Below are 22,710 nucleotides of genomic sequence, written 5' to 3'. Positions count from 1 at the left end.
CGATGACGATGGGTTCCCTCGGGGTCGAACAGCATGCCCGACGGCACGCAGGAGGAAGCCCTCATGACCACCGCCAAGGACATCATGCACACCGGGGCCACATGGATCCCCGCGCACGAGACGCTCGACCGCGCCGCACAGCTGATGCGCGACCACAAGGTGGGCGCGCTGCCCATCTCGGCCAACGGCGAGGAGGACCGGATGATCGGCATCCTCACGGACCGCGACATCGTGGTCGGCTGTGTGGCGATGGGACACGATCCGTCGAGGATGACCGCGGGCGACCTCGCCCACGGCACCCCGCGCTGGATCGACGCGGAGGCGAATGTGGAGAAGGTTCTGGAGGAGATGCAGACCCATCGGATCCGCCGGCTTCCGGTGGTCGAGAACAAGAAGCTGATCGGCATGATCAGCGAGGCCGATCTGGCACAGCACCTCTCCGAGGAACAGATCGCCGCCTGGGCGGAGAAGGTCTACGCCCGCGGCTGACCGTTTCCCGAACGCACCGTTCAACGGCCCGGTACCCCTCGCGCACGCGGGGTACCGGGTCGCTGTGCCGTGCGCTGTGCTGTGCGCCCGCCGAGCCCCGCAGCACTGAGGAGATACGTTTCAGCACTCCTCCGGTACGTCTCCCCGCGCGGTGCATACCCAGCAGGGGTAGGGTGCTCGACATGACACTGAGTGGATGTGCGACATACGGACGGTTGTCTCCGTCCGTCGTGCTGCCCATCGAGGTCGCCCACCTCGTCGGGGGCGGCGCGGTGTCGCCGGTTCCCGGGCCGGACGCCCGACCGGGCCGGACGCGTCGTGCCCCGTTGTCGGTGCTGCGGATACGGAAGGGGTGCCGCCCCTCCCCCAGCAGACCGTCCACCGACAACACCCCGAGGTGCTCTCCGTCATGCGCACTCCACCCTCCCGGCGCGCCGTGCTCGGCGCCGCTGTCGCCACCGCCGGTACGACGGTCCTGGCCGCTTGTTCCGGCGCATCCGAGACGGACCGCAGCGGCACGAAGGCCGGCGGCGCCGACGCCGACGGCACGACCCGCGGCGGCATGAACCACGGGACCTCCCACGGGGGGAGGTCCACGGGCGAGTACGTCTCCCCCGACGGGGAGGAGGTCGCCGCGGCCGAGGCGAAGCGGCCCTCCGGCCCCTCGCGGAAGTTCGACCTCACCGCCACCCCGTCCCGCCTCGACCTGGGCGGCGGGCTCGTCGTCGGCTCCTGGGCCTACGAGGCCCGGCTGCCCGGCCAGGAACTCCGGTTCGCGGTGGGCGACAACGTGACACTCACCCTCGCCAACCACCTTCCGGCCACGACCACCCTGCACTGGCACGGCCTCAACGTGCGCAACGACATGGACGGCGTCCCCGACCTGACCCAGAAGGCGATCAGGCCGGGCGCGGAATTCGTGTACCGCTTCAAGGTGCCGCACCCGGGGACGTACTGGTTCCATCCGCACACGGGTGTCCAGCAGGACCGCGGGCTGTACGCGCCACTGATCGTCGACGATCCGAAGGAGCCCCTCAAGTACGACAAGGAATGGGTCGTCGTCCTCGACGACTGGGTCGACGGGGTGGACGGCTCCACGCCCGACTCGGTGCTCGACGAGCTGAGCGGGGGCAGGGGCGGCATGGACCACGGCGGCTCGGACCAGAGCGGCATGGACCACGGCGGCATGGACCAGGACGGCTCGGGCCACGGCGACATGGACCAAGAGGGCGACATGGACGACAAGGGCGACACGGGGGGCAGCGGACACGCCGGGTCCCCCAAGTCCCCCAAGTCCGCCAAGCGCCGCTCCGGCCCCTCGCGGATCATGACGGACTCCTTCAGCAAACTGCTCGACAGCCACGGAGGCAATGTCGCGTACCCCTACTACCTGATCAACGGCCGCGTCCCGAAGTCGCCCTCCTCCTTCTCCGCCAAGCCCGGCGACCGCATCCGGCTGCGCATCATCAACGCGGGCGGCGACACCGCCTTCCGCGTGGCGCTCGGCGGCCACCGGATGACGATCACCCACACCGACGGCTACCCGGTCCGGCACACCACGACGGACGCCCTGCTGCTGGGCATGGGCGAGCGGTACGACGTGATCGTCACCGCCGGGGACGGAGTGTTCCCGCTGACCGCGCTCGCCGAGGGCAAGCGGGCGTCGGCGCTGGCCCTGCTCCGTACCGGGACGGGCTCGGCACCCACCGCCTCCGTGCGGCCGAAGGAACTGGACGGAAAGCTGGTCGAGGCGGGCGAACTGTCGCCGGACGGGTCCGTGGCACTGTCCGTCCGCGAACCCGACCGCACCATCCGGTTCAAACTGACCGGCAACATGAAGGCGTTCGACTGGGCCTTCGACCGCGAGCCGTACAACCCCGACCGACGCCGTCCGGTCAAGGCGGGCGAGCGGGTCAGGCTGGAGTTCTACAACGTCACGACGATGTGGCACCCCATCCATCTGCACGGGCACTCGTTCGGCGTGGTGGGAGCGGCGGGACCGCAGCACCGGGCCTCCCACCGGAGAGCGGCCTCATGGGCGCGCAAGGACACCGCGATCGTGCGCCCGCACAGCTCGCTGGCCGTGGAGTTCGACGCCGACAACCCGGGCCTGTGGATGCTCCACTGCCACAACATCTACCACTCGGACGTGGGCATGATGACGGTCCTCGGCTACCGCCGCTGACCCGTTCCCGGCGGGCCGCCCCGCAGGCGCGCGGCCCGCGAGGACATCGCGTCAGTCAGACGATTACACTGGTGCGCGTGCCTCAACTACGCCTCGCACTGAATCAGATCGACTCGACCGTCGGTGATCTCTCCGGCAATGCCGAGGCGATCGTCCACTGGACCCGGCACTCCGCCGAGCAGGGCGCCCATCTGGTGGCGTTCCCCGAGATGATGCTGACCGGCTACCCCGTCGAGGACCTGGCCCTGCGGTCGTCCTTCGTCGAGGCCTCGCGTCAGGCCCTGCGCGCGCTCGCCGCCCGTCTCGAAGCGGAGGGCTTCGGGGAGCTGCCGGTCGTCGTCGGTTACCTCGACCGTTCCGAAACGGCCCAGCCGCGCTACGGGCAGCCGGCCGGCGCCCCGCAGAACGCCGCGGCGGTGCTGCACCGCGGGCAGGTCGCGCTGACCTTCGCCAAGCACCACCTCCCCAACTACGGCGTCTTCGACGAGTTCCGGTACTTCGTGCCGGGCGACTCGATGCCGGTGGTGCGGGTGCATGGCGTCGATGTGGCGCTCGCGATCTGCGAGGACCTCTGGCAGGACGGCGGCCGGGTGCCGGCCGCACGGGCAGCGGGCGCCGGACTGCTGCTGTCGATCAACGCCTCGCCGTACGAGCGGGACAAGGACGACACCCGGCTGGAGCTGGTCCGCAAGCGGGCCCAGGAGGCCGGCTGCACCACCGCGTATCTGGCGATGATCGGCGGCCAGGACGAGCTGGTCTTCGACGGTGACTCGATCGTCGTCGACCGCGACGGCGAAGTGATCGCCCGTGCCCCGCAGTTCGCCGAGGGCAGCGTCGTGCTCGATCTGGATCTGCCGGCCGCCGAGGCCGAGGCGCCGTCGGGCGTGGTGAACGACGGGCTGCGGATCGATCGCGTGGTGCTCTCCGAGGAGCCCCTCGCGGCGTACGAGCCCGAGCTGGCCGGCGGGTACGCGGAGCGGCTCGACGACGACGAGGAGCTGTACTCCGCGCTGGTCGTGGGCCTGCGTGCGTACGCCGCCAAGAACGGCTTCAGCAGCGTGCTGATCGGGCTCTCCGGCGGGATCGACTCGGCGCTGGTCGCGGCCATCGCCTGCGACGCGCTGGGCGCGCAGAACGTGTACGGCATCTCGATGCCGTCGAAGTACTCCTCGGACCACTCCAAGGGCGACGCGGCCGAGCTGGCCCGCCGTACCGGGCTGAACTTCCGCACCGTACCGATCGAGCCGATGTTCGACGCGTACATGGGCTCGCTGGGCCTCACCGGCCTCGCCGAGGAGAACCTGCAGTCCCGGCTGCGCGGCACGATGCTGATGGCCGTCTCCAACCAGGAGGGCCAGATCGTCCTGGCCCCGGGCAACAAGTCCGAACTGGCGGTCGGCTACTCGACGCTGTACGGCGACTCGGTCGGCGCGTACGGTCCGATCAAGGACGTCTACAAGACGTCGATCTTCCGCCTCGCGAAGTGGCGCAACCGCGCCGCCGAGGAGCGCGGGCAGACGCCGCCGATCCCGGAGGCGTCCATCACCAAGCCGCCCAGCGCCGAACTGCGGCCGGGCCAGGTCGACACGGACTCGCTGCCCGACTACGACGTACTGGACCGGATCCTGGAGCTGTACGTCGACCGGGACCAGGGTCTGGACGAGATCGTCGCGGCCGGGTTCGACGAGGCCCTGGTGACGAAGACGCTGCGCATGGTGGACACGGCCGAGTACAAGCGGCGGCAGTACCCGCCGGGCACGAAGATCTCCCCGAAGGGCTTCGGCAAGGACCGGCGGCTGCCGATCACGAACCGGTGGCGCGAATCGGTCTGAGCCGTGAGGCACCGGGGCCGTCCGGTCCTCGGCCGCCTCACGGCCCGGGTCGGGCTCGCCCTCCGGCGCCGGCTCGGGCCCGACCCGGCCTGCCGCGGTCCAGGGCGGAAGCGCCCGTCCCGCCGCGGGCCGCCGCACGGAGCGGAGAGGCCGGTCGCGCCGGAGCCCGTCGGCCGGCGTGGGGTCCCCCGAACGCCGTGCGGGCCCGGAATCGAGGCCCGCACGGCGTTCGGGGGTCACGTGCGCCCGCGCGCCTCAGCGCGCGTTCGCCCGGACCTCGCCGAGTGCGGTTCGTGCCTCCGCCTCCGCGCCCGCGACGATCCGCGACGGGCTCGGACGGTCCCGGTCCAGCAGGCCGGCCACGACCGCGACCGCCAGGCCCGCGACGGCGAGGGCCGCGCCGACCAGGGCCGGGGACGTCCAGCCCCAGCCCGCCGCGATCGCCGCGCCGCCCAGCCACGCACCGCCCGCGTTGGCGAGATTGAACGCGGAGTGGTTGGAGGCGGACGCCAGGGTCGGGGCATGCCTGGCCTTGTTCATGACCAGCATCTGAAGCGGGGTGGTCGTCATGAAGCCGACCCCGCCGAGCAGGACGACCGTCACCAGCGCCGCCCACCGCACATGAGCGGCGAACGGGAAGACGAGCAGGACGACGGCGAGGGCGCCGAGCGATCCGTACAGCGTCGGACGCAGCGCCCGGTCCGTGAGCGGGCCCGCCGCGAGTGCGCCCAGCGTCATGCCGATGCCGAAGAGCGCGAGCACCAGCGTCACCGAGGACTCGCCGAAGCCCATCACCTCGGTCGTCATGGCCGAGAGGTAGGAGTACACGGCAAAGACCCCGGCGAAGCCGAGGACGGCGGTGAGCAGGCCGAGCAGCACCTGTCGGTCGCCGAGGGCGCGCAGCTCGCGGCCCAGGCCCTGGTGGGCGTCGACGGGTACGTACGGTACGAGGCGGGCGAGCGCCGCCATCGCGCAGAGCCCGATCGCCGCGACCACCAGGAAGGTGGCCCGCCAGCCGAGGTGCTGACCGAGCAGGGTGGCCGCCGGGACGCCGATGATGTTGGCCACGGTGAGGCCGAGGAACATGGTCGCCACGGCCCGTGCCCGCCGCCCCTCGGAGACCAGTCGGGCGGCGACCACCGCGCCGACGCCGAAGAACGCCCCGTGCGGCAGGCCGGCGAGGAACCGGCCTGCGATCAGCCAGCCGAATCCGGGAGCGAGCGCGGAGGCGAGATTACCGAGGGTGAAGAGGGCCATCAGCAGCAGGAGCATCCGCTTGCGCGGGATCCGGGAGCCGACGGCGGTGAGCAGTGGTGCGCCGACGACGACGCCGATCGCGTACGCCGAGACGAGATGTCCGGCGGTGGGTACGGAGGTGCCGAGATCGTCCGCGACATGGGGCAGCAGGCCCATCATCACGAACTCCGTGGTACCGATGCCGAAGGCGCTCACAGCGAGTGCGAGCAGAGCCAGAGGCATGAGGGGAAACCTTTCCGCAGTGGAGACGCGTCCGCCCCGGCCGGGCGTGGCTGACCGGTCGGGGCGGGAGCAGAGGAAGGAACCCGGGCAGGACGGCGCGCGGCCGGGCCGGCTCCCTCGCCGGCCACCCTTGATTCCCAGTCGGAACAAATTCTCTCAGACGGATTGTTCCGCGAGGTGAACGGACCGTTTCGGCAGGGTTGGACGCGGGCGGCGGTACGGAGCGGCCGGCCGGGCCGGACGGCGGTCCTGCCTCGTACCCGTCACAGCTTCAGGCGTGCGGCGATCGGGAGATGGTCGCTGCCCGTCGACGGGAGCGTCCACGACGACACCGGCTCGACGTCCTTCACCAGGATCTGGTCGATCCTCGCCATCGGGAACGACGCCGGCCAGCTGAAGCCGAAGCCGTTGCCGGCCGCGCCCTGGGTGGACCGCAGCTGCGAGGTGACCGCGTTGAGCGAGCGGTCGTTCATGGTGCCGTTGAGGTCACCGAGCAGGATCACCTTGCCGAGCCGCTCGTCGGCAATGGCCTCGCCCAGGGCGTCCGCGCTGTCGTCGCGCTGGTTGGCCGTGAATCCGGCGTGCAGCTTGACCCGTACGGACGGCAGATGGGCCACATAGACGGCCACCTCGCCCCGGGGCGTCTTCACCGTGGAGCGCATCGCCCGGGTCCAGCCCATCTTGATGTCGACCGGCCGGGTGTTGCTCATCGGGTACCGGCTCCACAGGCCGACGGTCCCCTGCACCGAGTGGTACGGGAACCGTTCGGCCAGCGCCGCCTCGTACTTCGACACCTGGCGGGTCGGCAGCTCCTCCAGGGCGATGATGTCGGCGCCGGAGCCCGCGACCTGCCGGGCGGTGCCCGCCGGGTCCGGGTTGTCGGCGTTGACGTTGTGCGTGGCCACGGTGAGGTCGCCGCCGCTGCCCGACTTGTCGGTGAGCAGCCCGCCGAAGACGTTGAACCAGACCACGATCGGCAGCAGCAGAGCGATCAGCGCGGTCGCCGAACGGCGCACCAGCCCCAGGATCAGCAGCAGCGGGACGAACGCGCCGATCCACGGCAGGAACGTCTCGGAGAGGCTGCCCAGGTTGCCGATGGTGTTCGGGATCTTCGCGTGGAAGGCCATCACCAGGGTGAGGAGGACCGCGCAGAGGGCGAGCACGATTCCGCGCCGCCAGATGCCCGGGTCGCGGGTCCACTTGTCGCGCAGGTCCCGGAAACGGGATCCGGACCCGGTGCGCTGCGGCCCCGTACGGTCGTTCCCGGTGTCCGCTCCGTACGCCTGCACCATCGCGCTGTCCTCACTGCCTTGCCGTGCGTATCGCCGCGCCCTCGACCCTAGGTGATGGGTGGCGCGTTTCCTGCCGTCCACGACGGCCGTACTGCCACGAGGACGAAGGGCGGGGCCCGCTGGGTTCCTGACAGGAGCGGTGTGCGGGGGCTTGTGACAGAACGATCACACTCGCGCGGACCCCGGGCGCGTCAGCCGTCGGCGGCCGGGGCGGAACCCGGCCGGGGGGCGAGGCCCTCGGTGAGGGTCCGGATGATGCGGTCGGCGAGGTCCTCGGGCAGCGGGGCCTCGGGCCGGTGGATGGTGCGGACGAGCATGGGCCCCAGGAACAGGTCGTTCACCAGCTCCACGTCCAGGTCCCCGCGCAGCTCGCCCGCGTCGACGGCCCGCCGCACGGCGGCCAGCATGGCGGCGCGGCGGGGCGCTATGACGGTGCACTGGTATGCGGACCACAGCTTGGGGTGGCTCTTCATCTGCGCGAAGACGTTGTGGAGCAGGACGGAGGAGCGCTGGGCCAGGCCGCGTCTGCGCAGGGAGTCCAGCAGCAGCCGCAGGTCGTCGAGGCCTGCGGTGCCGGAGACGGTGGGTTCGGGGGGTTCGATGTCGCGCAGGACGTCGACGAAGAGTTCCTCCTTGCCGCTCCAGCGCCGGTAGATGGTCGCCTTGCCGACGCCGGCGGTCCGGGCGATCCGCTCGATGGAGACGCCGGCGAGGGGCTCACCCGCTTCCAGCAGTTGGACGACGGCGTCGAGGATCGCCCGCTCGGCCGCCGCACTGCGCGGTCGGCCCCTTCGCGGTTCCGGATCCTGCCGAACCGAGTGGTTTTGGCCCTGTTCCTGCGCCTCGACCTGCACCTGAATCCGCCTCTCGCCGCACCCTCCACCCTTCCGATTCTCGCCGAAGGCGGCGGTGCTCCGATGCGCCGCCTCCGGGTCCCGGGAATGGCCGGGACCCGGAGGCGGCACTTCTCAGCTCTCCGGGGCCGTCACCGGCCCGCCTCGGCGGGTACCGAGGGCTCGCTCTCGCCGGAACCACTGGAGCTCTGTTCGACGGGCGTCTTCCCGGGCAGGAAGAACGCGACCACGAACATGCCCACCAGGGCGACGGCAGCCGAACCGAGGGCGGTGACGTGCATGGCTTTCAGGAACGCGTCGTTCGCGGCGGCGACCAGCGGGGCACCCGCCGGGCCCAGCTTGTCCGCGATGCCGAGCGTCGCCTCGATCGACTCCCCCGCCGCCTGCCGGGCGGCGGCAGGGAGCGCACCGAGGTGACCCTCGATGCTGCTGCGGTAGACGGTGGACAGCACCGAGCCGAGCACGGCGATGCCGAGCGCCCCGCCGACCTGCCGGAACGTGTTGTTGACCGCCGATCCGGAACCGGCCTTCTCCCTGGGCAGCGCCTGCATCACGGAGACCGTGACCGGCGTCATCACATGCGCCATGCCCGTACCCTGCACGAAGAAGAGCACGCACAGCACCCAGACCGGCGTGGTGGCGTCGAAGAGCGCGAAGGCCGCGAGGCCCAACGCGACGAGCAGCATGCCGACGCTGCAGACCAGGCGGGCACCGAACCGGCCGACGACCAGCCGGGCGCGCGGCGCGAAGATCATCTGGGCGGCGGCCAGCGGCAGGATCAGCAGACCGGCCTCCAGCGCGCTCCAGCCACGCACGCTCTGCATGTAGAAGGCGGAGAAGAAGGTCACCCCCATGAGCGCGAAGAAGACCAGCGCGATGGCGGCGACGGCCGCGGAGAACGACGGCTCCTTGAAGTACGTGACGTCGAGGGCCGGGTGGCTGGTGCGCTTCTCGTACAGGACGAACGCCGCCAGGACGATCAGGCCGCCGACGACCGAGAGGAGCACGACGGGGTCGGTGAAGTCGGCGAGCTCTCCGCCGCGGATGATGCCGTACACCAGCAGGACCAGACCGACGATGGACAGCAGCACCCCGACGGGGTCGGTCCGGCCCGGCTTCGGGTCCTTGGAGTCCGGCACCAGCAGCACCATCGCGATCAGCGCGACGACCACCACGGGCACGTTGACCAGGAAGATCGAGCCCCACCAGAAGTGTTCGAGCAGCAGCCCGCCGGTGATCGGGCCGATCGCGATGCCGAGGCCGACGCTGCCGGCCCAGATACCGATGGCCTTGGGCTGCTCGTCGCGTTCGAAGACGTTCATCAGGACGGCGAGCGTGGCGGGCATGACGAACGCGGCACCGAAGCCCATCACGGCACGCCAGGTGATCAGTTCGCCGGGCGAGCCGGACATGGAGGCGAAGGCGGAGCCGACTCCGAACAGGAGGATGCCGAAGAGCAGCACCTTCTTGCGACCGATGCGGTCGCCGAGCAGTCCCGCGGTGAACAGGAGTCCGGCGAAGACGAGCGTGTAGGCGTTGATCGCCCACTCCAACTCGCTCTGGGTGGCACCGATGCCGGTGGGTGCGGGGCTGGCGATGGTCTTGACCGCGACGTTCAGGATCGAGTTGTCCAGCACCACGATGAGCAGACTGAACATCAGAACGACGAGGATCGCCCAACGGCGGCGGTGAACCGCCTCGGGAACCTGGGGCAGGGCGGGGCGAGCGCCCGACGGTATTGACATGTCGGGGAGCTTATACGATTTCGATACGACACCGTCTCGTATTGGAAGGTCTCTGCCGGGCGCCGACACGGACGCGGGCGGGTGGGCCCACTTCCCGTGGACGGCCGCGGGATGCCACCATGGAACCGGTCCGGGGACGCCGTCAGGGCGCCTCGAGATGACGAAGGAGCCGTTGGCAATGTCGCTTCAGGCTGCGCAGAAGAAGTCCGCCGCCACCCCCGCGGGAGCCACCACCGACAGCAGCAAGGCGCTGTACGGAGGCAAGGGCACCCGCCGTATCACCATCCATGACATCGCCGCCGCGACCGAGCGCGGCGAGAAGTGGCCCATGCTCACCGCCTACGACGCGATGACCGCGTCCGTCTTCGACGAGGCCGGCATCCCGGTCATGCTGGTCGGTGACTCCATGGGGAACTGCCACCTCGGCTACGAGACCACCGTGCCCGTCACGATGGACGAGATCGCGATCCTCTCCGCCGCTGTCGTACGGGGCACCAAGCGTGCCCTGATCGTCGCCGACCTGCCCTTCGGGGCCTACCAGGAGGGGCCGGTCCAGGCCCTGCGCAACGCCACCCGGCTGATCAAGGAGTCCGGTGTCGGCGCGGTCAAGCTGGAGGGCGGCGAGCGCAGCCACGAGCAGATCCGGCTGCTGGTCGACGCCGGCATCCCGGTCATGGCCCACATCGGCCTGACCCCGCAGTCCGTCAACGCGATGGGCTACCGGGTGCAGGGCCGCGGCGAGGAGGCCGCCCAGCAACTGCTGCGCGACGCCAAGGCCGTGCAGGACGCGGGCGCGTTCTCCGTCGTCCTGGAGCTCGTCCCGGCCGAACTGGCCGCCGAGGTCACCCGCACCCTGCACATCCCGACCGTCGGCATCGGAGCCGGTCCGGACACGGACGCCCAGGTGCTGGTCTACACCGACATGGTCGGGCTGACCGGCGGCAAGGTGCCGCGCTTCACCAAGCAGTATGCGAACCTCCGCCAGGTGCTGGGCGATGCCGCGAAGGAGTTCGCGGAAGAGGTCGTGGGCGGCGCGTTCCCGGCCGCGGAGCACACCTTCCACTAGGGCCTCTCGTCCGGATCCGGCGTGATCCGGACCACAGACCCCGGTTCCCCGGGGCCCGCCCGCTCAGCGGCACGGACCCCGGATCAGGACCACTGCCCGCACCACCGACAGCCCGCCGACATCCCCCATCGGCGGGCTGTCGGCCCGTTGTCGGCGGACTGTCGGTGGCACCTGGTCCCATGGTGGGCATGACGCGAATCGACAAGAACCCCAGGAGCGGCCCGAACGCCGTCGAGGTCCGGGGACTGGTCAAGCACTACGGCTCGACCAAGGCTCTGGACGGCGTGGACCTCGATGTCCGCGAGGGCACCGTGCTCGGTGTGCTCGGCCCCAACGGAGCCGGCAAGACCACGCTCGTACGCTGCCTGTCCACCCTGATCGTCCCCGACGCCGGGCACGCCGTCGTGGCGGGCTACGACGTGGTGAAGCAGCCCCGGCAGCTGCGCCGCACCATCGGCCTGACCGGGCAGTACGCCTCGGTCGACGAGAAGCTCTCCGGCTGGGAGAACCTCTACATGATCGGGCGGCTGCTCGATCTGCCGCGCAAAGTCGCCCGCGCGCGTGCCGACGAGCTCCTGGAGCGGTTCTCGCTCACCGATGCCGCCAGGCGCGCCGCGATGGACTACTCCGGCGGCATGCGGCGCCGCCTCGACCTGGCCGCGTCGATGATCGGCAGCCCGGCCGTGCTCTACCTGGACGAGCCGACGACCGGGCTCGACCCCCGGACCCGCAACGAGGTCTGGGACGAGGTGCAGCGGATGGTCGCGGAGGGGGCGACCGTCCTGCTCACCACCCAGTACATGGAGGAGGCGGAGCAGCTCGCGAACGAGCTCACCGTCATCGACAAGGGCCGGATCATCGCCAACGGCGGGGTCGACGAGCTCAAGGCGAAGGTCGGCGGCCGCACCCTGCAGATCCGGCCCTCGGACCCGGCGCAGCTGCCCGCGATGGCACAGGCGCTCAGGGAGGCCGGCCTCGACGGGATCGCGGGCGCCCAGGCCGTCCCCGACGAAGGGCTGCTGTACGTGCCGATCCTCAGCGACGAGCAGCTGACCGCCGTCATCGGCCTGCTCGGCACCCGGGGCTTCTCGCTGGCCCATGTCGCCACCGCGCTGCCCAGCCTGGACGAGGTCTTCCTGGCCATCACCGGCGAGAAGAGCACTTCCGCCACCGACACGATCCCCGCGGAGGTCGCGGCATGAGCACGACGATCCAGAAGCCCGCTCCCGTCGACACCCCCACCGCCGCCGGCCGGCCGAAGGCGCCCGCCGGTGAGGGCCGGATCGGGCTGCGCGGCAATCTGCGGCACATCGGGGCGCTGATGCGGCGCAATCTGCTCCAGATCAAGAAGGATCCGGAGTCGATGTTCGACGTGCTGCTGATGCCCATCATCTTCACCCTGCTGTTCGTGTACGTCTTCGGCGGATCCATCGGGTCGAGCCTGGGCGGCGACCGGCAGACGTACATCAACTACGTCGTCCCCGGCCTGATGGCGATGATGGGCATGAACATCGCCACCGCGGTCGGGACCGGTGTCAACGAGGACTTCCACAAGGGGGTCATGGACCGGTTCCGGACGATGCCGATCGCCCGGTCCTCGGTCCTCGTCGCGAAGATCGCGGTCGAACTGGGCCGGATGATGGTCGCCACGGCGATCCTGCTGGGCATGGGCTTCCTGCTCGGCATGGAGCTGAAGACCTCGGTGCTGGGTCTGCTCGCGGCCGTCGGCCTGTCGGCGGCCTTCGGTGCCGCCATCATGTGGATCTTCATTCTGCTCGGGCTGTCCCTGAAGACACCCCAGGCGGTTCAGGGACTGGGGATGCTGGTGCTCATTCCGCTGCAGTTCGGCTCTTCGATCTTCGCCCCGACCGCCACGATGCCCGGCTGGCTCCAGGCGTTCACCGACTACAACCCGCTGTCCAACCTGGCGGACGCGGCACGCGGGCTGATGATCGGCGGGCCGGTCGCCCACTCGGTGTGGCTGACGCTCGGCTGGGCGGTGGTGATCACAGCGGTGACGGCACCGCTCGCGGTCGCCAAGTTCCGCAAGCGGACCTGACGCGCACCGGTGACGGTTCAGTCCCGGTACACCTCGCCGAGGGCGGTGGCCTCCTCCAGGGAGAGGCCGCCGCCCTCGGCGTACGCGCTCTCGTAGGCGGGCCGGCCGAGGACGGTGACGGCCAGTCGTTCCGCCTCGGCCCGGTCGTGCCGCTCCATCCACGTCGGTGCGTGCCCCCGGGGCAGCAGAGCGCGGCCGGCCCCCAGCAGCCGGGCCGCGGCCGTGGCCCGGCGCTCGCCGCCGATGCCGGCCAACGACCGTGCGAGGCCGACGAGATAGATGACGGACATATGGGGCGCCACCATCTGGGACAGTCGGTCGTGGGACCGCACCAGCGCGTTCAGTCCCTTGGGCACGGCCTCGGCGTACCGGCCGTCCTGGTTGTCCAGCCAGGCCAGTCCGCCCAGCATGAAGCCCTCGAAGATGGCCAGCGTCTCGGAGCGGAACTCCTCGCGCACCGCTTCCAGTTGCTCCCGGGCCTCGCCGGTGCGCCCGGTCCGTCCCAGCCACAGGGCGAGGTAGAGCCGGGCGGCGGGCATCGCCTCGTGACCGGTACGTCCCTCCGCGACCACCTCCCGCAGGATCACCTCGCCCTCGTCGCCGCGGCCGAGTTCGGTGAGCACGGACGCGTACCGGGACCGCAGAACCGACACCTGGGACTCGGCGCCGATCTTTCGCGCGTAGCCGATGGCGGCCTGGTAGTCCTCGGCCGCGCGCGCGTACTCGCCCCGTTTCTCGTTGGCCTCGCCCCGGGAGGAGAGCGCCTCGGCGGCGCCCCAGTCGTCGCCGAGGCGGACGAAGATCTCCAGGCTCTCGTCCGCGTCACGGCGCGCGTCGCCCGCCCATTCGGACCGGTTGGCCAACACGTTGGCGCGCATCTGGAGCGCGCCGGCCAGTTCCCACGCGTAGCCGAGTTCCCGGCTGGCGTGGACCGTTTCGTCCAGCAGCTCGCGCAGGTCGTCGGCACCACCGGTCAGCATGACCGCGAAGAACCAGAGCGACGCCGGGGTGCGGCAGGTCTGCGGCTGGCCCGCGTGGTAGGTGTCCGCGATGACGCGCAACCGGGCCATTCCCCTCGCGTCGGTCCACACGTCCTGGGAGTGGTCCATGCTGACCAGTTGGACCAGGGCCACCTGACGCCGTGCCTCCTGGAGCAGTTCGGGCGACATGGGCGGCGGCGCGTCGATGCAGCGCTCGTGCAGGGACGGCGCGGGTTCGGCGGGCCCGGCGAACGGGTCGGGGCCCAGCGCGGCGGCCATGTCGGCCCAGTGCAGGGCGTCGGTGCGCAGATCGCGCATCTGCCAGTACCAGCACAACGACAGCACGAGGCAGAGCGCCTCCTGCTCGTCGCGGGCGGCGACGGCCCGGCGCAGGGCGGTGCGGAGGTTCTCGTACTCGCGTTGAAGAAGGTCGATGGCGGCCCGCTGCCCGGCGCCGCGGAGCTCGGGATCGGCGGTCCGGGCCAGTTCCCGGAAGTGCACCAGGTGGCGCCGCTCCACGGCGTCCCGCTCGGCCGCCTCGTCGAGCCGTTCGGCGGCGTACTCGCCCACGGTCTCCAGCAGCCGGTAGCGCATCTCGCCGTCGTCGACGGGCGCGGCGACGACGAGGGATTTGTCGACGAGCGAGCCGAGCAGCCCGGCGACCTCGGGCACGCCCCGCGGGTCGTCCGTGCAGACGGCCTCGGCGGCGGCCAGGGTGCAGCCGCCCGCGAAGACCGACAGGCGGCGCAGCACGGCCCGTTCGGAGTCGTCGAGCAGGTCCCAGGACCAGTCGACGACGGCACGCAGCGTCTGCTGGCGGGGCAGGACGGTACGGGCGCCGCTGGTGAGCAGGCGGAACCGGTCGTCGAGCCGGTCGGCGATCTGGCGCGGGGTGAGCATCCGCAGCCGGGCCGCGGCGAGTTCGATGGCGAGCGGCAGCCCGTCGAGGCGGCGGCAGATCTCGGCGGCGGCCGCGGCGGTCTCCTCGTCCGCGTCGGCCCGGAAGCCGGGCCGCGCGGCGGCGCCGCGGTCGGTGAACAACCGGAGCGCCACCGGGTCCGGCAGCGGGTCGACGGGCCGCACGAACTCGCCGGGCACCCCGAGGGGTTCGCGGCTGGTGGCCAGCACGGTGAGTTCCGGACAATGGGCGAGGAGATGGTCGGCGAGGGTGGCGGCGGCCTCGACGACGTGCTCGCAGTTGTCCAGCAGGAGGAGCATCCGGCGCCGCGAGCAGTGCTCGGTGAGGCGCACCAGGGGGTCGCCGGCATTGCCCTCGGCGACCCTCAGCTCCTCGGCGCCGGCCCCGCGCAGCACGGTCTCGCGGGCGCCGAGCGCGGTCAGCACGGCCTCCGGTACCGCCTCGGGGTCGTCGACGGGGGCGAGTTCGGCCAGCCAGACGCCGTCCGGCCAGGCGGCGGCGAAGGACTCGGCGGCCTCCTGGGAGAGCCGGGTCTTGCCCGCCCCGCCGGGGCCCAGGAGGGTGACCAGCCGGGTATGCGAGAGGTCCTCGTGCAGGGCGTCGATGTCGTCCTCGCGCCCGACGAAGCTGGTGAGCCGGGCCCGGAGGTTGCCCTGCGGGACCGCGGGGGCCCGGGTACGGGCGGCCGGGACCGGCTCGGCCGCCATGAGCGGTCGCTCCGGGGCCTGGTGGAGCAATTCGGCATGCAGGGAACGCAGTTCGGGACCGGGATCGGTACCGAGACGGTCGGCGAGCAGGGTGCGCATCTCGTCGTACGCGGCCAGTGCCTGTGCCGGGCGCCCGGCGTCGCGCAGGGCCCGCAGCCGCAGCGCCTGGAGGGGTTCGTCGATCGGGTGCTCGGCGCAGAGGGCGAGCAGTTCGGGCAGGACCTCGTCCGCGCGGCCGAGCGCGAGGGCCGCGGCGAGCCCGGTGCGCCGGGCGTCCAGGCGCCGGGCCGCCCAGCGGGCCGCGACGGCACCCCGGTCGGGGAGATCGGCCAGGACCGGCCCCCGCCACAGGGCGAGCGCGTCGGCGACCACGGTCTGGGCCTTCGCCGCGTCACCCTCCTCCAGCGCCCGTGCCCCCTCCGCCGCGAGCCGTTCGAAGCGGTACAGGTCGACCGCGTCCGGCTCCACGGCGAGCCGGTAGCCGTTCTCCGCCGAGGCGACGGCCGCATGGCCGAGCGCCCGCCGCAGCCGGCCGACGAGCGCCTGCAGGGCGCCCACCGCGTCGGCCGGCGGGTCGTCGTCCCACACCTCGTCGATGAGGACGGCGGCCGGGACGGCGCGGCCGGGGCGCAGCGCGAGAACGGTGAGGAGCGCGCGCAGCCGTGCCCCGCCGAGGGCTACGGCCGTGCCGTCGTCGCGGAGTGCCAGAGTGGTCCCGAGGATGCAGTAACGCACGCGCCTATTCTCCGTGACCGGGATCGGGAACGGGACGCACGTTCGGACGTACTCGTGTTCGCCGTGTGCCGGCATCGCTCGTCATGCCCCCACCCTTCACGGAACCACCGCCCCGGCGCGAGACGTTTGTGACGTGTCGGCTGTACGGTCGCTCTCGCCGCCCGTCGCCCCGCCCCCCTTCCGGCCAGCCACCAGGAGTTCGCCGATGACCACCGCAAGCAGCCGCAGCGACCGGCGGATCAGCCCGGTCTTCCTCGGGATCGTCGCCGTGATGGCGGTGTCGGCCTGGGCGGTGTGGACGGATTTCGCGAAGCAGCCCGGAATCGCCTTCTTCCTCTTCGTGACGGCGGCCTGGGTGGTGTCGCTCTGTCTGCACGAGTACGCGCATGCCCGCACCGCGCTGCACAGCGGGGACATCTCCATCGGGGCGAAGGGCTATCTGACCCTGAATCCGCTGAAGTACACGCATGCGCTGCTGAGCATCGTGCTTCCGGTGCTGTTCGTGATCATGGGCGGTATCGGTCTGCCGGGCGGCGCGGTCTTCATCGAGCGGGGCCGGATCAGTGGTCGCTGGAAGCACAGTCTGATCTCCGCGGCGGGGCCGCTGACGAACGTGCTGTTCGCGATCGTGTGCACGGCGCCGTTCTGGCTGCACGCGCTGGACGGCGTGCCGGTCGGCTTCCAGTACGCGCTGGGATTCCTGGCGCTGCTCCAGGTCACCGCGGCGATCCTCAACTTCGTCCCGGTGCCGGGGCTGGACGGCTACGGCGTGATCGAACCCTGGCTCTCGTACCGGATCCGCCGGCAGGTGGAGCCGTTCGCCCCGTTCGGGCTGATCGCGGTCTTCGGCGTGCTGTGGATCCCCGAGGTCAACCACGCGTTCTTCGACGCGATCCACGCACTGTTGCGGACACTGGGCATCAGCGAGTTCACGACGTACTGCGGATTCGACACCTACCGCTTCTGGCAGGCGGCCGATCCGGCCTGCGCGGTCAACCTCTGAATCGCCGCTCAGCCGGCGGCCTGTGCGCGCTGCCGACGGAGGTAGAACCACGCCATGTTGGACGAGAGGCCGGCCAGCAGCACCCAGACGATCCCGAGCCAGCTGCCCTGGACGAACGAGATCACGGCCGCGACGACGGCCAGGACGCAGACGGCGGTGGCGTAGAGAGCGAGGCGGGGCATGGGGGGCGGCTCCTGTCCGGGAGTGGTGCACGGTCCCGTCCAGTGTCCCCCATGCCCCTTTCCGCTCGCCGCAGGGTGGGGCGGGAACGCGCTCAGACGTCGGTGGTACGCAGCCCCGCGTGCGCCTTGTAGCGGCGGTTGACCGAGATCAGGTTGGCGACCAGCGACTCGACCTGGTGGGCATTGCGCAGCCGCCCCGCGAAGATGCCGCGCATGCCGGGGATCCGGCCCGCCAGCGCCTGCACGAGGTCGGTGTCGGCGCGGGCCTCGCCGAGCACCAGCACATCGGTGTCGATCTCCTCGATGGCCTCGTCCTGCAGCAGCACGGCGGAGAGGTGATGGAAGGCCGCGGTGACCCGGGACTCCGGCAGCAGGGCGGCGGCCTGCTCGGCGGCACTGCCCTCCTCGGGCTTCAGGGCGTAGGCGCCCTTCTTGTCGAAGCCGAGCGGGTTGACGCAGTCGATGACGAGCTTGCCCGCGAGCTCGTCGCGCAGCGACTCCAGGGTCTTGGCGTGACCCTCCCACGGCACGGCGACGATCACGACGTCGCTGCGGCGCGCGCACTCGGCGTTGTCCGCGCCCTCGACACCGTGGCCGAGCTCGTCGGCGGCGGTCCGCGCGCGGTCGGCGGCACGGGAACCGATGATCACCTTCTGCCCGGCGCGGGCGAAGCGGTAGGCGAGCCCGCGGCCCTGCGGCCCGGTGCCGCCGAGCACGCCGACGGTCAGTCCGGACACGTCCGGGAGGTCCCACGGGTCCTTGGCGGGGGGCTTGGGCGCGCTGCCACTGTCATTCGTAGTCATGGCTGCGACACTACTGCCCGCGCTGGGAAGGAACGTTCCGTCGTCCCACCGGCCGTCCGGCTCGCGGTGGCGGACCCGTTCGGGGGGTCCGGCGTCGTTCACCGGTGGCGGGGCCGGGCCCTGGGGCATGATGCCGGGCCATGGATGCCGTACGTGTCGCCCTGCTGCGAGAAGTGCTCGCCGGGACGGAGTGGCCCGCGGCGACCCGGCGGTTCGCCGGGGCGCTCAGGTCCTCCGTCGTCCCGCACGGCGGCGGTCTGCTGCTGGTGGGCACGGTGGAGTACGAGCCGTGGCATCTGGCGGCCCATCTGGTCGACGAGTCCGCCTGGTCCGGGCTGCCGGAGCTGGCGCCCACCCTGGTGCGCCATCGGGTGGATCCGGAGGGTCCGGCGCATCTGGCCGTCGGTCTGGCCCGGATCGAGGCGGCCGGACGGGGCGAGACGCTGCTGCTGGTGGCCCCGCAGCGGCCCGGCGCCGGTCTGCTGGAGCGGGTGCACGACGCCCGTCGGGCCGGGGCGACGGTCCTCTCGCTGGACGGCGGCGACCCCGAGGTACGGGGGCTCGCCCACGAGACGCTCGCGGTGACCGCCACCGACGACGTCGACCTGGACACCGTGCAGCACCTGGTGAGCGCGGCCGCCGGGGAGAACAGCGTCCCCGCGCCGCGCGGCCGCCGCCGCTTCCGGGACCGGCTGTCCCGGCTCGCCGACCAGCTGACCGCGCCACCACCGGCCCGGTGGTGAGGGCCGGGGCCGGCGGCACGATCCGCCGGGGCGCCGTGCAGACCGTGCAGGGCGACGGCACGATCCGCCGGGCCTCCGGGCGGCCCGACCGCCGTGCGTCCCCGCCCCCCGGCTCCGCGGCCGCCGGGAAAAGCTGTTGCAGCGTGCACCCGGGGCGCCGGAGCATGGCCTCTCGTGACCTCGGCTCCCTCCCCTGCCACCCGGCTGCGCGCACTGCTGCCCGATCTCTCGCCACTGCGTTCCTCGGCCGACTTCCGGCTGCTGTGGATCCAGGGCCTGGTGACCTACTTCGGCAGCTTCATGGCGTTGATCGCGCTGCCGCTCCAGATCAAGGAGCTGACGGGTTCACCGCTGGCCGTCGGCGCGATGGGCGCGGTCGAGCTGGTGCCGCTGGTCGTCTTCGGCCTGTACGGAGGGGCGCTCGCGGACTCCGCGGACCGCCGCAAGGTGATCCTGGGCACCGAGGCGGGGCTGGGGCTGCTCGCCCTCGTCCTCCTGGTGAACGCCGCGCTGCCCGACCCCCTGCTCTGGCCGCTCTATCTGGTCGCGGGCGGGGTCTCCGCGCTCGCCGGGCTCCAGCGGCCCGCGCTGGACTCCCTGATGGCCCGGATCGTGCCGCACGACCAGCTGACCGCGGCCGCCGCGCTGAACTCGTTGCGCTGGCAGTTCGGCGCGATCACCGGCCCGGCGGTGGCCGGACTGGTGGTGGCCTACGCCGGACACGCCACGGCGTACACGGTCACGGTCGCCACGTTCACCGTCTCCGTGCTGCTGTGCCTGCGGCTGGCACCCGCGCCGCCCTCCCCGGACAGTGGGAAGCCCTCGCTGCGCGGCATAGCGGAGGGAGCGAGGTACGCCTGGAGCCGGCCGGTGCTGCTGGGGACGTACGCGGTCGATCTGGCGGCGATGTTCTTCGCCTTCCCGAACACGATCTTCCCGTTCCTCGCCGACGAACTGGACGCCGAGTGGTCGCTGGGCCTGATGTACGCGGCGGGGTCGGTCGGTTCCCTGGTCCTGGGCCTGACCAGCGGCTGGACGTCGCGGGTACGGCGGCACGGGCTCTTCGTGGTGTTCGGGGCGGCGGCCTGGGGGCTGGCGATCGCGGCGGCCGGATGGTTCGGCAACGTGTGGCTGGTGCTGCTCTGTCTGGCGGTGGCGGGCGCGGGCGACATGCTCAGCGGTCTCGGCCGCTCCACCATCTGGAACCAGACCATCCCTGAGGAGCTGCGGGGCCGGCTGGCGGGCATCGAGGTGCTCTCGTACAGCGTCGGCCCGCAACTGGGCCAGGTGCGGGCCGGTGCGATGGCCGGGTGGACGGGGACCCGCTCCGCGATCTGGGGCGGGGGCGTGGCGTGCGTCGCCTCGGTCGCGCTGCTGACCGCGGCGCTGCCGAAGCTGCTGACGTACGACTCCGAGACGGACGAGGACGCGGTGCGCAGGCGCGCAGCCAGGGAGTCGAGCCCGTCCGGTGCCTGAGGAACGGGGACCGGGGCATGCCCCGGTCCCGGCCCCGGGTCAGGCCTCCGGATCAGGCGGCGTGCCCCGGTCGTGCCACTTGGGGTCCGTCTCCCACTCCAGATTCCGCTCCTGCGCCGTCTCCATCGCGTGGCGCGCCTCCTCGGGGGAGGCGTACGGCCCGAAACGGTCCTTGGCCGGGCACTCGGGGCCTTCCTCGACCTTGTGATGCTGCAGGCAGTAGTACCACTCGCCCGGCTTGCCGACCGTGCGCTTCTTGAACAGGGCCATCATCGGCTCCTTCCCTCGGGGCCATGCTGCCCCAAGCACGCTGGTTAGACTCGCTGACATGTCTGGCCAGTCGCTGCTCGTACCCGGGGAGATCACTCCCGTCCGTTCCGTACCCGGAAACATCCGGCGCCCCGAATACGTGGGCAAGCCGGGCCCCACTCCGTACACCGGTCCGGAGGTCCAGGACGCCGACACCGTCGAGCGCATGCGCATCGCGGGGCGGATCGCCGCGCAGGCGATGGCGGAGGCCGCGAAGCACATCGCCCCGGGCGTCACGACGGACGAACTCGACCGGGTCGCCCATGAGTTCATGTGCGACCACGGCGCCTACCCGTCGACGCTCGGCTACCGAGGATTCCCCAAGTCGCTCTGCACCTCGCTCAACGAGGTGATCTGCCACGGCATCCCGGACTCCACGGTGCTGCGCGACGGCGACATCGTGAACCTCGACGTCACGGCCTACATCAACGGGGTGCACGGCGACAACAACGCCACGTACCTCTGCGGCGACGTGGACGAGGAGTCCCGGCTGCTCGTGGAGCGCACCGAGGAGTCGCTGAACCGGGCCGTCAAGGCGGTCCGGCCGGGGCGGCAGGTCAATGTGATCGGGCGGGTCATCGAGTCGTACGCGAAGCGCTTCGGGTACGGGGTGGTGCGGGACTTCACCGGGCACGGGATCAATTCCTCCTTCCACTCCGGTCTGATCATTCCGCACTACGACAGCCCGCACGCGACCACCGTGATGCAGCCCGGCATGACGTTCACCATCGAGCCGATGCTGACGCTGGGCAGCCATGACTACGACATGTGGGACGACGGCTGGACCGTGGTGACGAAGGACCGCAGGCGTACGGCCCAGTTCGAGCACACGCTGGTGGTCACGGAGACGGGCGCCGAGATCCTGACGCTCCCGTAACCACACGGACGGTCCCCCCGAAAAAGCGGTCGCCCCCGGGCGGCCGCTTTCGCGTGTTCCCGCCGCTCCCGCTGTCCGCGGACTCCCGCACAGAGGTGGAACCAGGCGTATCGTTTTTACCGACAGACTGTCGGGAAGCTGTTGACTTAGGTAAGCCTAAGTAGGAAGATCGGGGATGTCGACAGCCGCCGCCGTACGCGGTCGCTGCCGATGTTTCCGTCTCTTTCCGGACTTCCCGTCCCCCTCGGCCCCCGGAGGCCCGCCTTGGACGCAACCGCCGCTCCCACGCCCTTCTCGACGCTCATCCGCACCGCCTCGCACGAGCAGCACACCGAGGCGGAGACCTCGACCTTCATGAGCGACCTGCTCGGTGGGCGGCTCGGAGTGGACGCGTACACGCGCTACACCGAGCAGCTGTGGTTCGTGTACCGGGCACTGGAGGAGGGGGCCCAGGCATTGCGGAGCGACCCGGTCGCCGGTCCGTTCATACAGTCCGAGCTGATGCGCACCGCCGAACTGGAGCGCGATCTGACCCATCTGCGGGGCGCCCGCTGGCGCGAGGGGCTGGAGCCGCTGCCCGCCACGGCCGCCTACGCCGCCCGGGTCGCCGAGTGTGCCCGCACCTGGCCCGCCGGTTACGTCGCGCACCACTACACCCGGTATCTCGGCGACCTCTCGGGCGGCCAGATCATCCGTGACAAGGCGGAGCGGACCTGGGGCTTCGCGCGCAAGGGTGACGGGGTCCGGTTCTATGTCTTCGAGGAGATCTCCAACCCCGCCTCGTTCAAGCGGGGTTACCGCGAGCTGCTGGACGCGGTGGACGCGGACGACCTGGAGAAGCAGCGCATCGTCGACGAGTGCAAGCGCGCGTTCGCACTGAACACGGCGGTGTTCCGGGAGCTGGGCGAGGTGTTCCCGCTCAGCGCGTAGCGCCCTGCCCGGCGCGGCGGGGTGACCGGCGTCCACCGGTCGCCC

Annotated in this window: 19 protein-coding genes; 11 read left to right on the top strand and 8 right to left on the bottom strand. The window is 71.5% G+C overall.

The features are described from left to right. Positions 1-63 precede the first annotated feature (63 nt). From ACIRP2_RS04135 to ACIRP2_RS04125, 3 genes are all read left to right on the top strand, one after another. Positions 64-489: a CBS domain-containing protein gene (locus tag ACIRP2_RS04135; RefSeq protein ID WP_404246317.1), complete on the top strand. Its 426-nt coding sequence runs from the start codon at positions 64-66 to the stop codon at positions 487-489. Between the two features lie 409 nt (positions 490-898). Continuing rightward, positions 899-2,674, top strand: coding sequence for a multicopper oxidase family protein (locus ACIRP2_RS04130; protein ID WP_404246315.1), 1,776 nt, complete (start codon positions 899-901; stop codon positions 2,672-2,674). A gap of 77 nt (positions 2,675-2,751) precedes the next feature. Further along, a complete protein-coding gene (locus ACIRP2_RS04125; RefSeq protein WP_404246313.1) occupies positions 2,752-4,506 on the top strand; it encodes an NAD+ synthase in 1,755 nt (584 codons plus the stop codon). A gap of 255 nt (positions 4,507-4,761) precedes the next feature. Here the strand turns inward: ACIRP2_RS04125 and ACIRP2_RS04120 are convergent, their stop codons facing one another. The 4 genes from ACIRP2_RS04120 to ACIRP2_RS04105 all read right to left on the bottom strand — a co-directional run bounded on the left by ACIRP2_RS04120 (position 4,762) and on the right by ACIRP2_RS04105 (position 9,876). Next, complete coding sequence (locus ACIRP2_RS04120; RefSeq protein WP_404246311.1) at positions 4,762-5,985, bottom strand: MFS transporter; 1,224 nt, start codon at positions 5,983-5,985, stop codon at positions 4,762-4,764. A 263-nt stretch (positions 5,986-6,248) separates the two neighbouring features. Continuing rightward, a complete protein-coding gene (locus tag ACIRP2_RS04115; RefSeq protein WP_404246309.1) occupies positions 6,249-7,277 on the bottom strand; it encodes an endonuclease/exonuclease/phosphatase family protein in 1,029 nt (342 codons plus the stop codon). Between the two features lie 191 nt (positions 7,278-7,468). Continuing rightward, a complete protein-coding gene (locus ACIRP2_RS04110) occupies positions 7,469-8,131 on the bottom strand; it encodes a TetR/AcrR family transcriptional regulator (RefSeq protein ID WP_404246307.1) in 663 nt (220 codons plus the stop codon). Between the two features lie 131 nt (positions 8,132-8,262). Beyond that, on the bottom strand, positions 8,263-9,876 hold the full coding sequence (locus tag ACIRP2_RS04105) for an MFS transporter (RefSeq protein ID WP_404246304.1): 1,614 nt from the start codon (positions 9,874-9,876) through the stop codon (positions 8,263-8,265). A gap of 178 nt (positions 9,877-10,054) precedes the next feature. Here ACIRP2_RS04105 and panB point away from each other — a divergent pair, with 178 nt between their 5' ends. The 3 genes from panB to ACIRP2_RS04090 all read left to right on the top strand — a co-directional run bounded on the left by panB (position 10,055) and on the right by ACIRP2_RS04090 (position 13,001). Beyond that, complete coding sequence (panB, locus tag ACIRP2_RS04100; protein ID WP_404246302.1) at positions 10,055-10,942, top strand: 3-methyl-2-oxobutanoate hydroxymethyltransferase; 888 nt, start codon at positions 10,055-10,057, stop codon at positions 10,940-10,942. 179 nt (positions 10,943-11,121) lie between these two features. Then, complete coding sequence (locus ACIRP2_RS04095) at positions 11,122-12,144, top strand: ATP-binding cassette domain-containing protein (RefSeq protein ID WP_404246300.1); 1,023 nt, start codon at positions 11,122-11,124, stop codon at positions 12,142-12,144. Then, complete coding sequence (locus tag ACIRP2_RS04090) at positions 12,141-13,001, top strand: ABC transporter permease (RefSeq protein ID WP_404246298.1); 861 nt, start codon at positions 12,141-12,143, stop codon at positions 12,999-13,001. Before ACIRP2_RS04095 ends, ACIRP2_RS04090 begins: the two co-directional genes overlap by 4 nt. 17 nt (positions 13,002-13,018) lie before the next feature. Here ACIRP2_RS04090 and ACIRP2_RS04085 read toward each other — a convergent pair whose 3' ends face one another. Next, positions 13,019-16,342: a BTAD domain-containing putative transcriptional regulator gene (locus tag ACIRP2_RS04085; protein ID WP_404246296.1), complete on the bottom strand. Its 3,324-nt coding sequence runs from the start codon at positions 16,340-16,342 to the stop codon at positions 13,019-13,021. A 205-nt stretch (positions 16,343-16,547) separates the two neighbouring features. Here ACIRP2_RS04085 and ACIRP2_RS04080 point away from each other — a divergent pair, with 205 nt between their 5' ends. Further along, a complete protein-coding gene (locus ACIRP2_RS04080) occupies positions 16,548-17,345 on the top strand; it encodes a site-2 protease family protein (protein ID WP_404246294.1) in 798 nt (265 codons plus the stop codon). Positions 17,346-17,353: 8 nt separating this feature from the next. Here the strand turns inward: ACIRP2_RS04080 and ACIRP2_RS04075 are convergent, their stop codons facing one another. Next, entirely contained in the window at positions 17,354-17,527 is a 174-nt protein-coding gene (locus ACIRP2_RS04075) for a hypothetical protein (RefSeq protein WP_404246292.1), read from the bottom strand. Between the two features lie 92 nt (positions 17,528-17,619). Beyond that, a complete protein-coding gene (gene npdG, locus ACIRP2_RS04070) occupies positions 17,620-18,330 on the bottom strand; it encodes an NADPH-dependent F420 reductase (RefSeq protein WP_391741990.1) in 711 nt (236 codons plus the stop codon). Positions 18,331-18,470: 140 nt separating this feature from the next. Between npdG and ACIRP2_RS04065 the strand changes: the two genes are divergently transcribed. Beyond that, positions 18,471-19,073: a hypothetical protein gene (locus ACIRP2_RS04065; RefSeq protein WP_404246289.1), complete on the top strand. Its 603-nt coding sequence runs from the start codon at positions 18,471-18,473 to the stop codon at positions 19,071-19,073. A 174-nt stretch (positions 19,074-19,247) separates the two neighbouring features. Then, on the top strand, positions 19,248-20,549 hold the full coding sequence (locus tag ACIRP2_RS04060) for an MFS transporter (RefSeq protein WP_404246287.1): 1,302 nt from the start codon (positions 19,248-19,250) through the stop codon (positions 20,547-20,549). 39 nt (positions 20,550-20,588) lie between these two features. Here the strand turns inward: ACIRP2_RS04060 and ACIRP2_RS04055 are convergent, their stop codons facing one another. Next, positions 20,589-20,819, bottom strand: coding sequence for a hypothetical protein (locus ACIRP2_RS04055; protein WP_404246285.1), 231 nt, complete (start codon positions 20,817-20,819; stop codon positions 20,589-20,591). 58 nt (positions 20,820-20,877) lie between these two features. Here ACIRP2_RS04055 and map point away from each other — a divergent pair, with 58 nt between their 5' ends. Both map and ACIRP2_RS04045 read left to right on the top strand, forming a co-directional pair. Further along, positions 20,878-21,735, top strand: a complete 858-nt coding sequence (gene map / locus ACIRP2_RS04050; protein WP_404246283.1) for a type I methionyl aminopeptidase — start codon at positions 20,878-20,880, stop codon at positions 21,733-21,735. 264 nt (positions 21,736-21,999) lie between these two features. After that, complete coding sequence (locus ACIRP2_RS04045) at positions 22,000-22,665, top strand: heme oxygenase (biliverdin-producing) (protein WP_404246281.1); 666 nt, start codon at positions 22,000-22,002, stop codon at positions 22,663-22,665. Positions 22,666-22,710 lie beyond the last annotated feature (45 nt).

Source organism: Streptomyces sp. NPDC101194, from assembly GCF_044767885.1.
Taxonomy (GTDB): domain Bacteria; phylum Actinomycetota; class Actinomycetes; order Streptomycetales; family Streptomycetaceae; genus Streptomyces.
Note: the sequence above shows the minus strand (reverse complement) of the source record. Positions and strands in the feature narration are given on the sequence as shown.

Excerpts from the sequence above, each read along its gene's own strand:
- ACIRP2_RS04080 (WP_404246294.1), top strand. The coding sequence starts at position 16,548 with ATGACCACCGCAAGCAGCCGCAGCGACCGGCGGATCAGCCCGGTCTTC.
- npdG (WP_391741990.1), bottom strand. The coding sequence starts at position 18,330 with ATGACTACGAATGACAGTGGCAGCGCGCCCAAGCCCCCCGCCAAGGAC.
- ACIRP2_RS04120 (WP_404246311.1), bottom strand. The coding sequence starts at position 5,985 with ATGCCTCTGGCTCTGCTCGCACTCGCTGTGAGCGCCTTCGGCATCGGT.
- map (WP_404246283.1), top strand. The coding sequence starts at position 20,878 with ATGTCTGGCCAGTCGCTGCTCGTACCCGGGGAGATCACTCCCGTCCGT.
- ACIRP2_RS04090 (WP_404246298.1), top strand. The coding sequence starts at position 12,141 with ATGAGCACGACGATCCAGAAGCCCGCTCCCGTCGACACCCCCACCGCC.
- ACIRP2_RS04135 (WP_404246317.1), top strand. The coding sequence starts at position 64 with ATGACCACCGCCAAGGACATCATGCACACCGGGGCCACATGGATCCCC.
- ACIRP2_RS04055 (WP_404246285.1), bottom strand. The coding sequence starts at position 20,819 with ATGGCCCTGTTCAAGAAGCGCACGGTCGGCAAGCCGGGCGAGTGGTAC.
- ACIRP2_RS04105 (WP_404246304.1), bottom strand. The coding sequence starts at position 9,876 with ATGTCAATACCGTCGGGCGCTCGCCCCGCCCTGCCCCAGGTTCCCGAG.
- ACIRP2_RS04095 (WP_404246300.1), top strand. The coding sequence starts at position 11,122 with ATGGTGGGCATGACGCGAATCGACAAGAACCCCAGGAGCGGCCCGAAC.
- ACIRP2_RS04075 (WP_404246292.1), bottom strand. The coding sequence starts at position 17,527 with ATGCCCCGCCTCGCTCTCTACGCCACCGCCGTCTGCGTCCTGGCCGTC.
- panB (WP_404246302.1), top strand. The coding sequence starts at position 10,055 with ATGTCGCTTCAGGCTGCGCAGAAGAAGTCCGCCGCCACCCCCGCGGGA.
- ACIRP2_RS04065 (WP_404246289.1), top strand. The coding sequence starts at position 18,471 with ATGGATGCCGTACGTGTCGCCCTGCTGCGAGAAGTGCTCGCCGGGACG.
- ACIRP2_RS04115 (WP_404246309.1), bottom strand. The coding sequence starts at position 7,277 with ATGGTGCAGGCGTACGGAGCGGACACCGGGAACGACCGTACGGGGCCG.
- ACIRP2_RS04130 (WP_404246315.1), top strand. The coding sequence starts at position 899 with ATGCGCACTCCACCCTCCCGGCGCGCCGTGCTCGGCGCCGCTGTCGCC.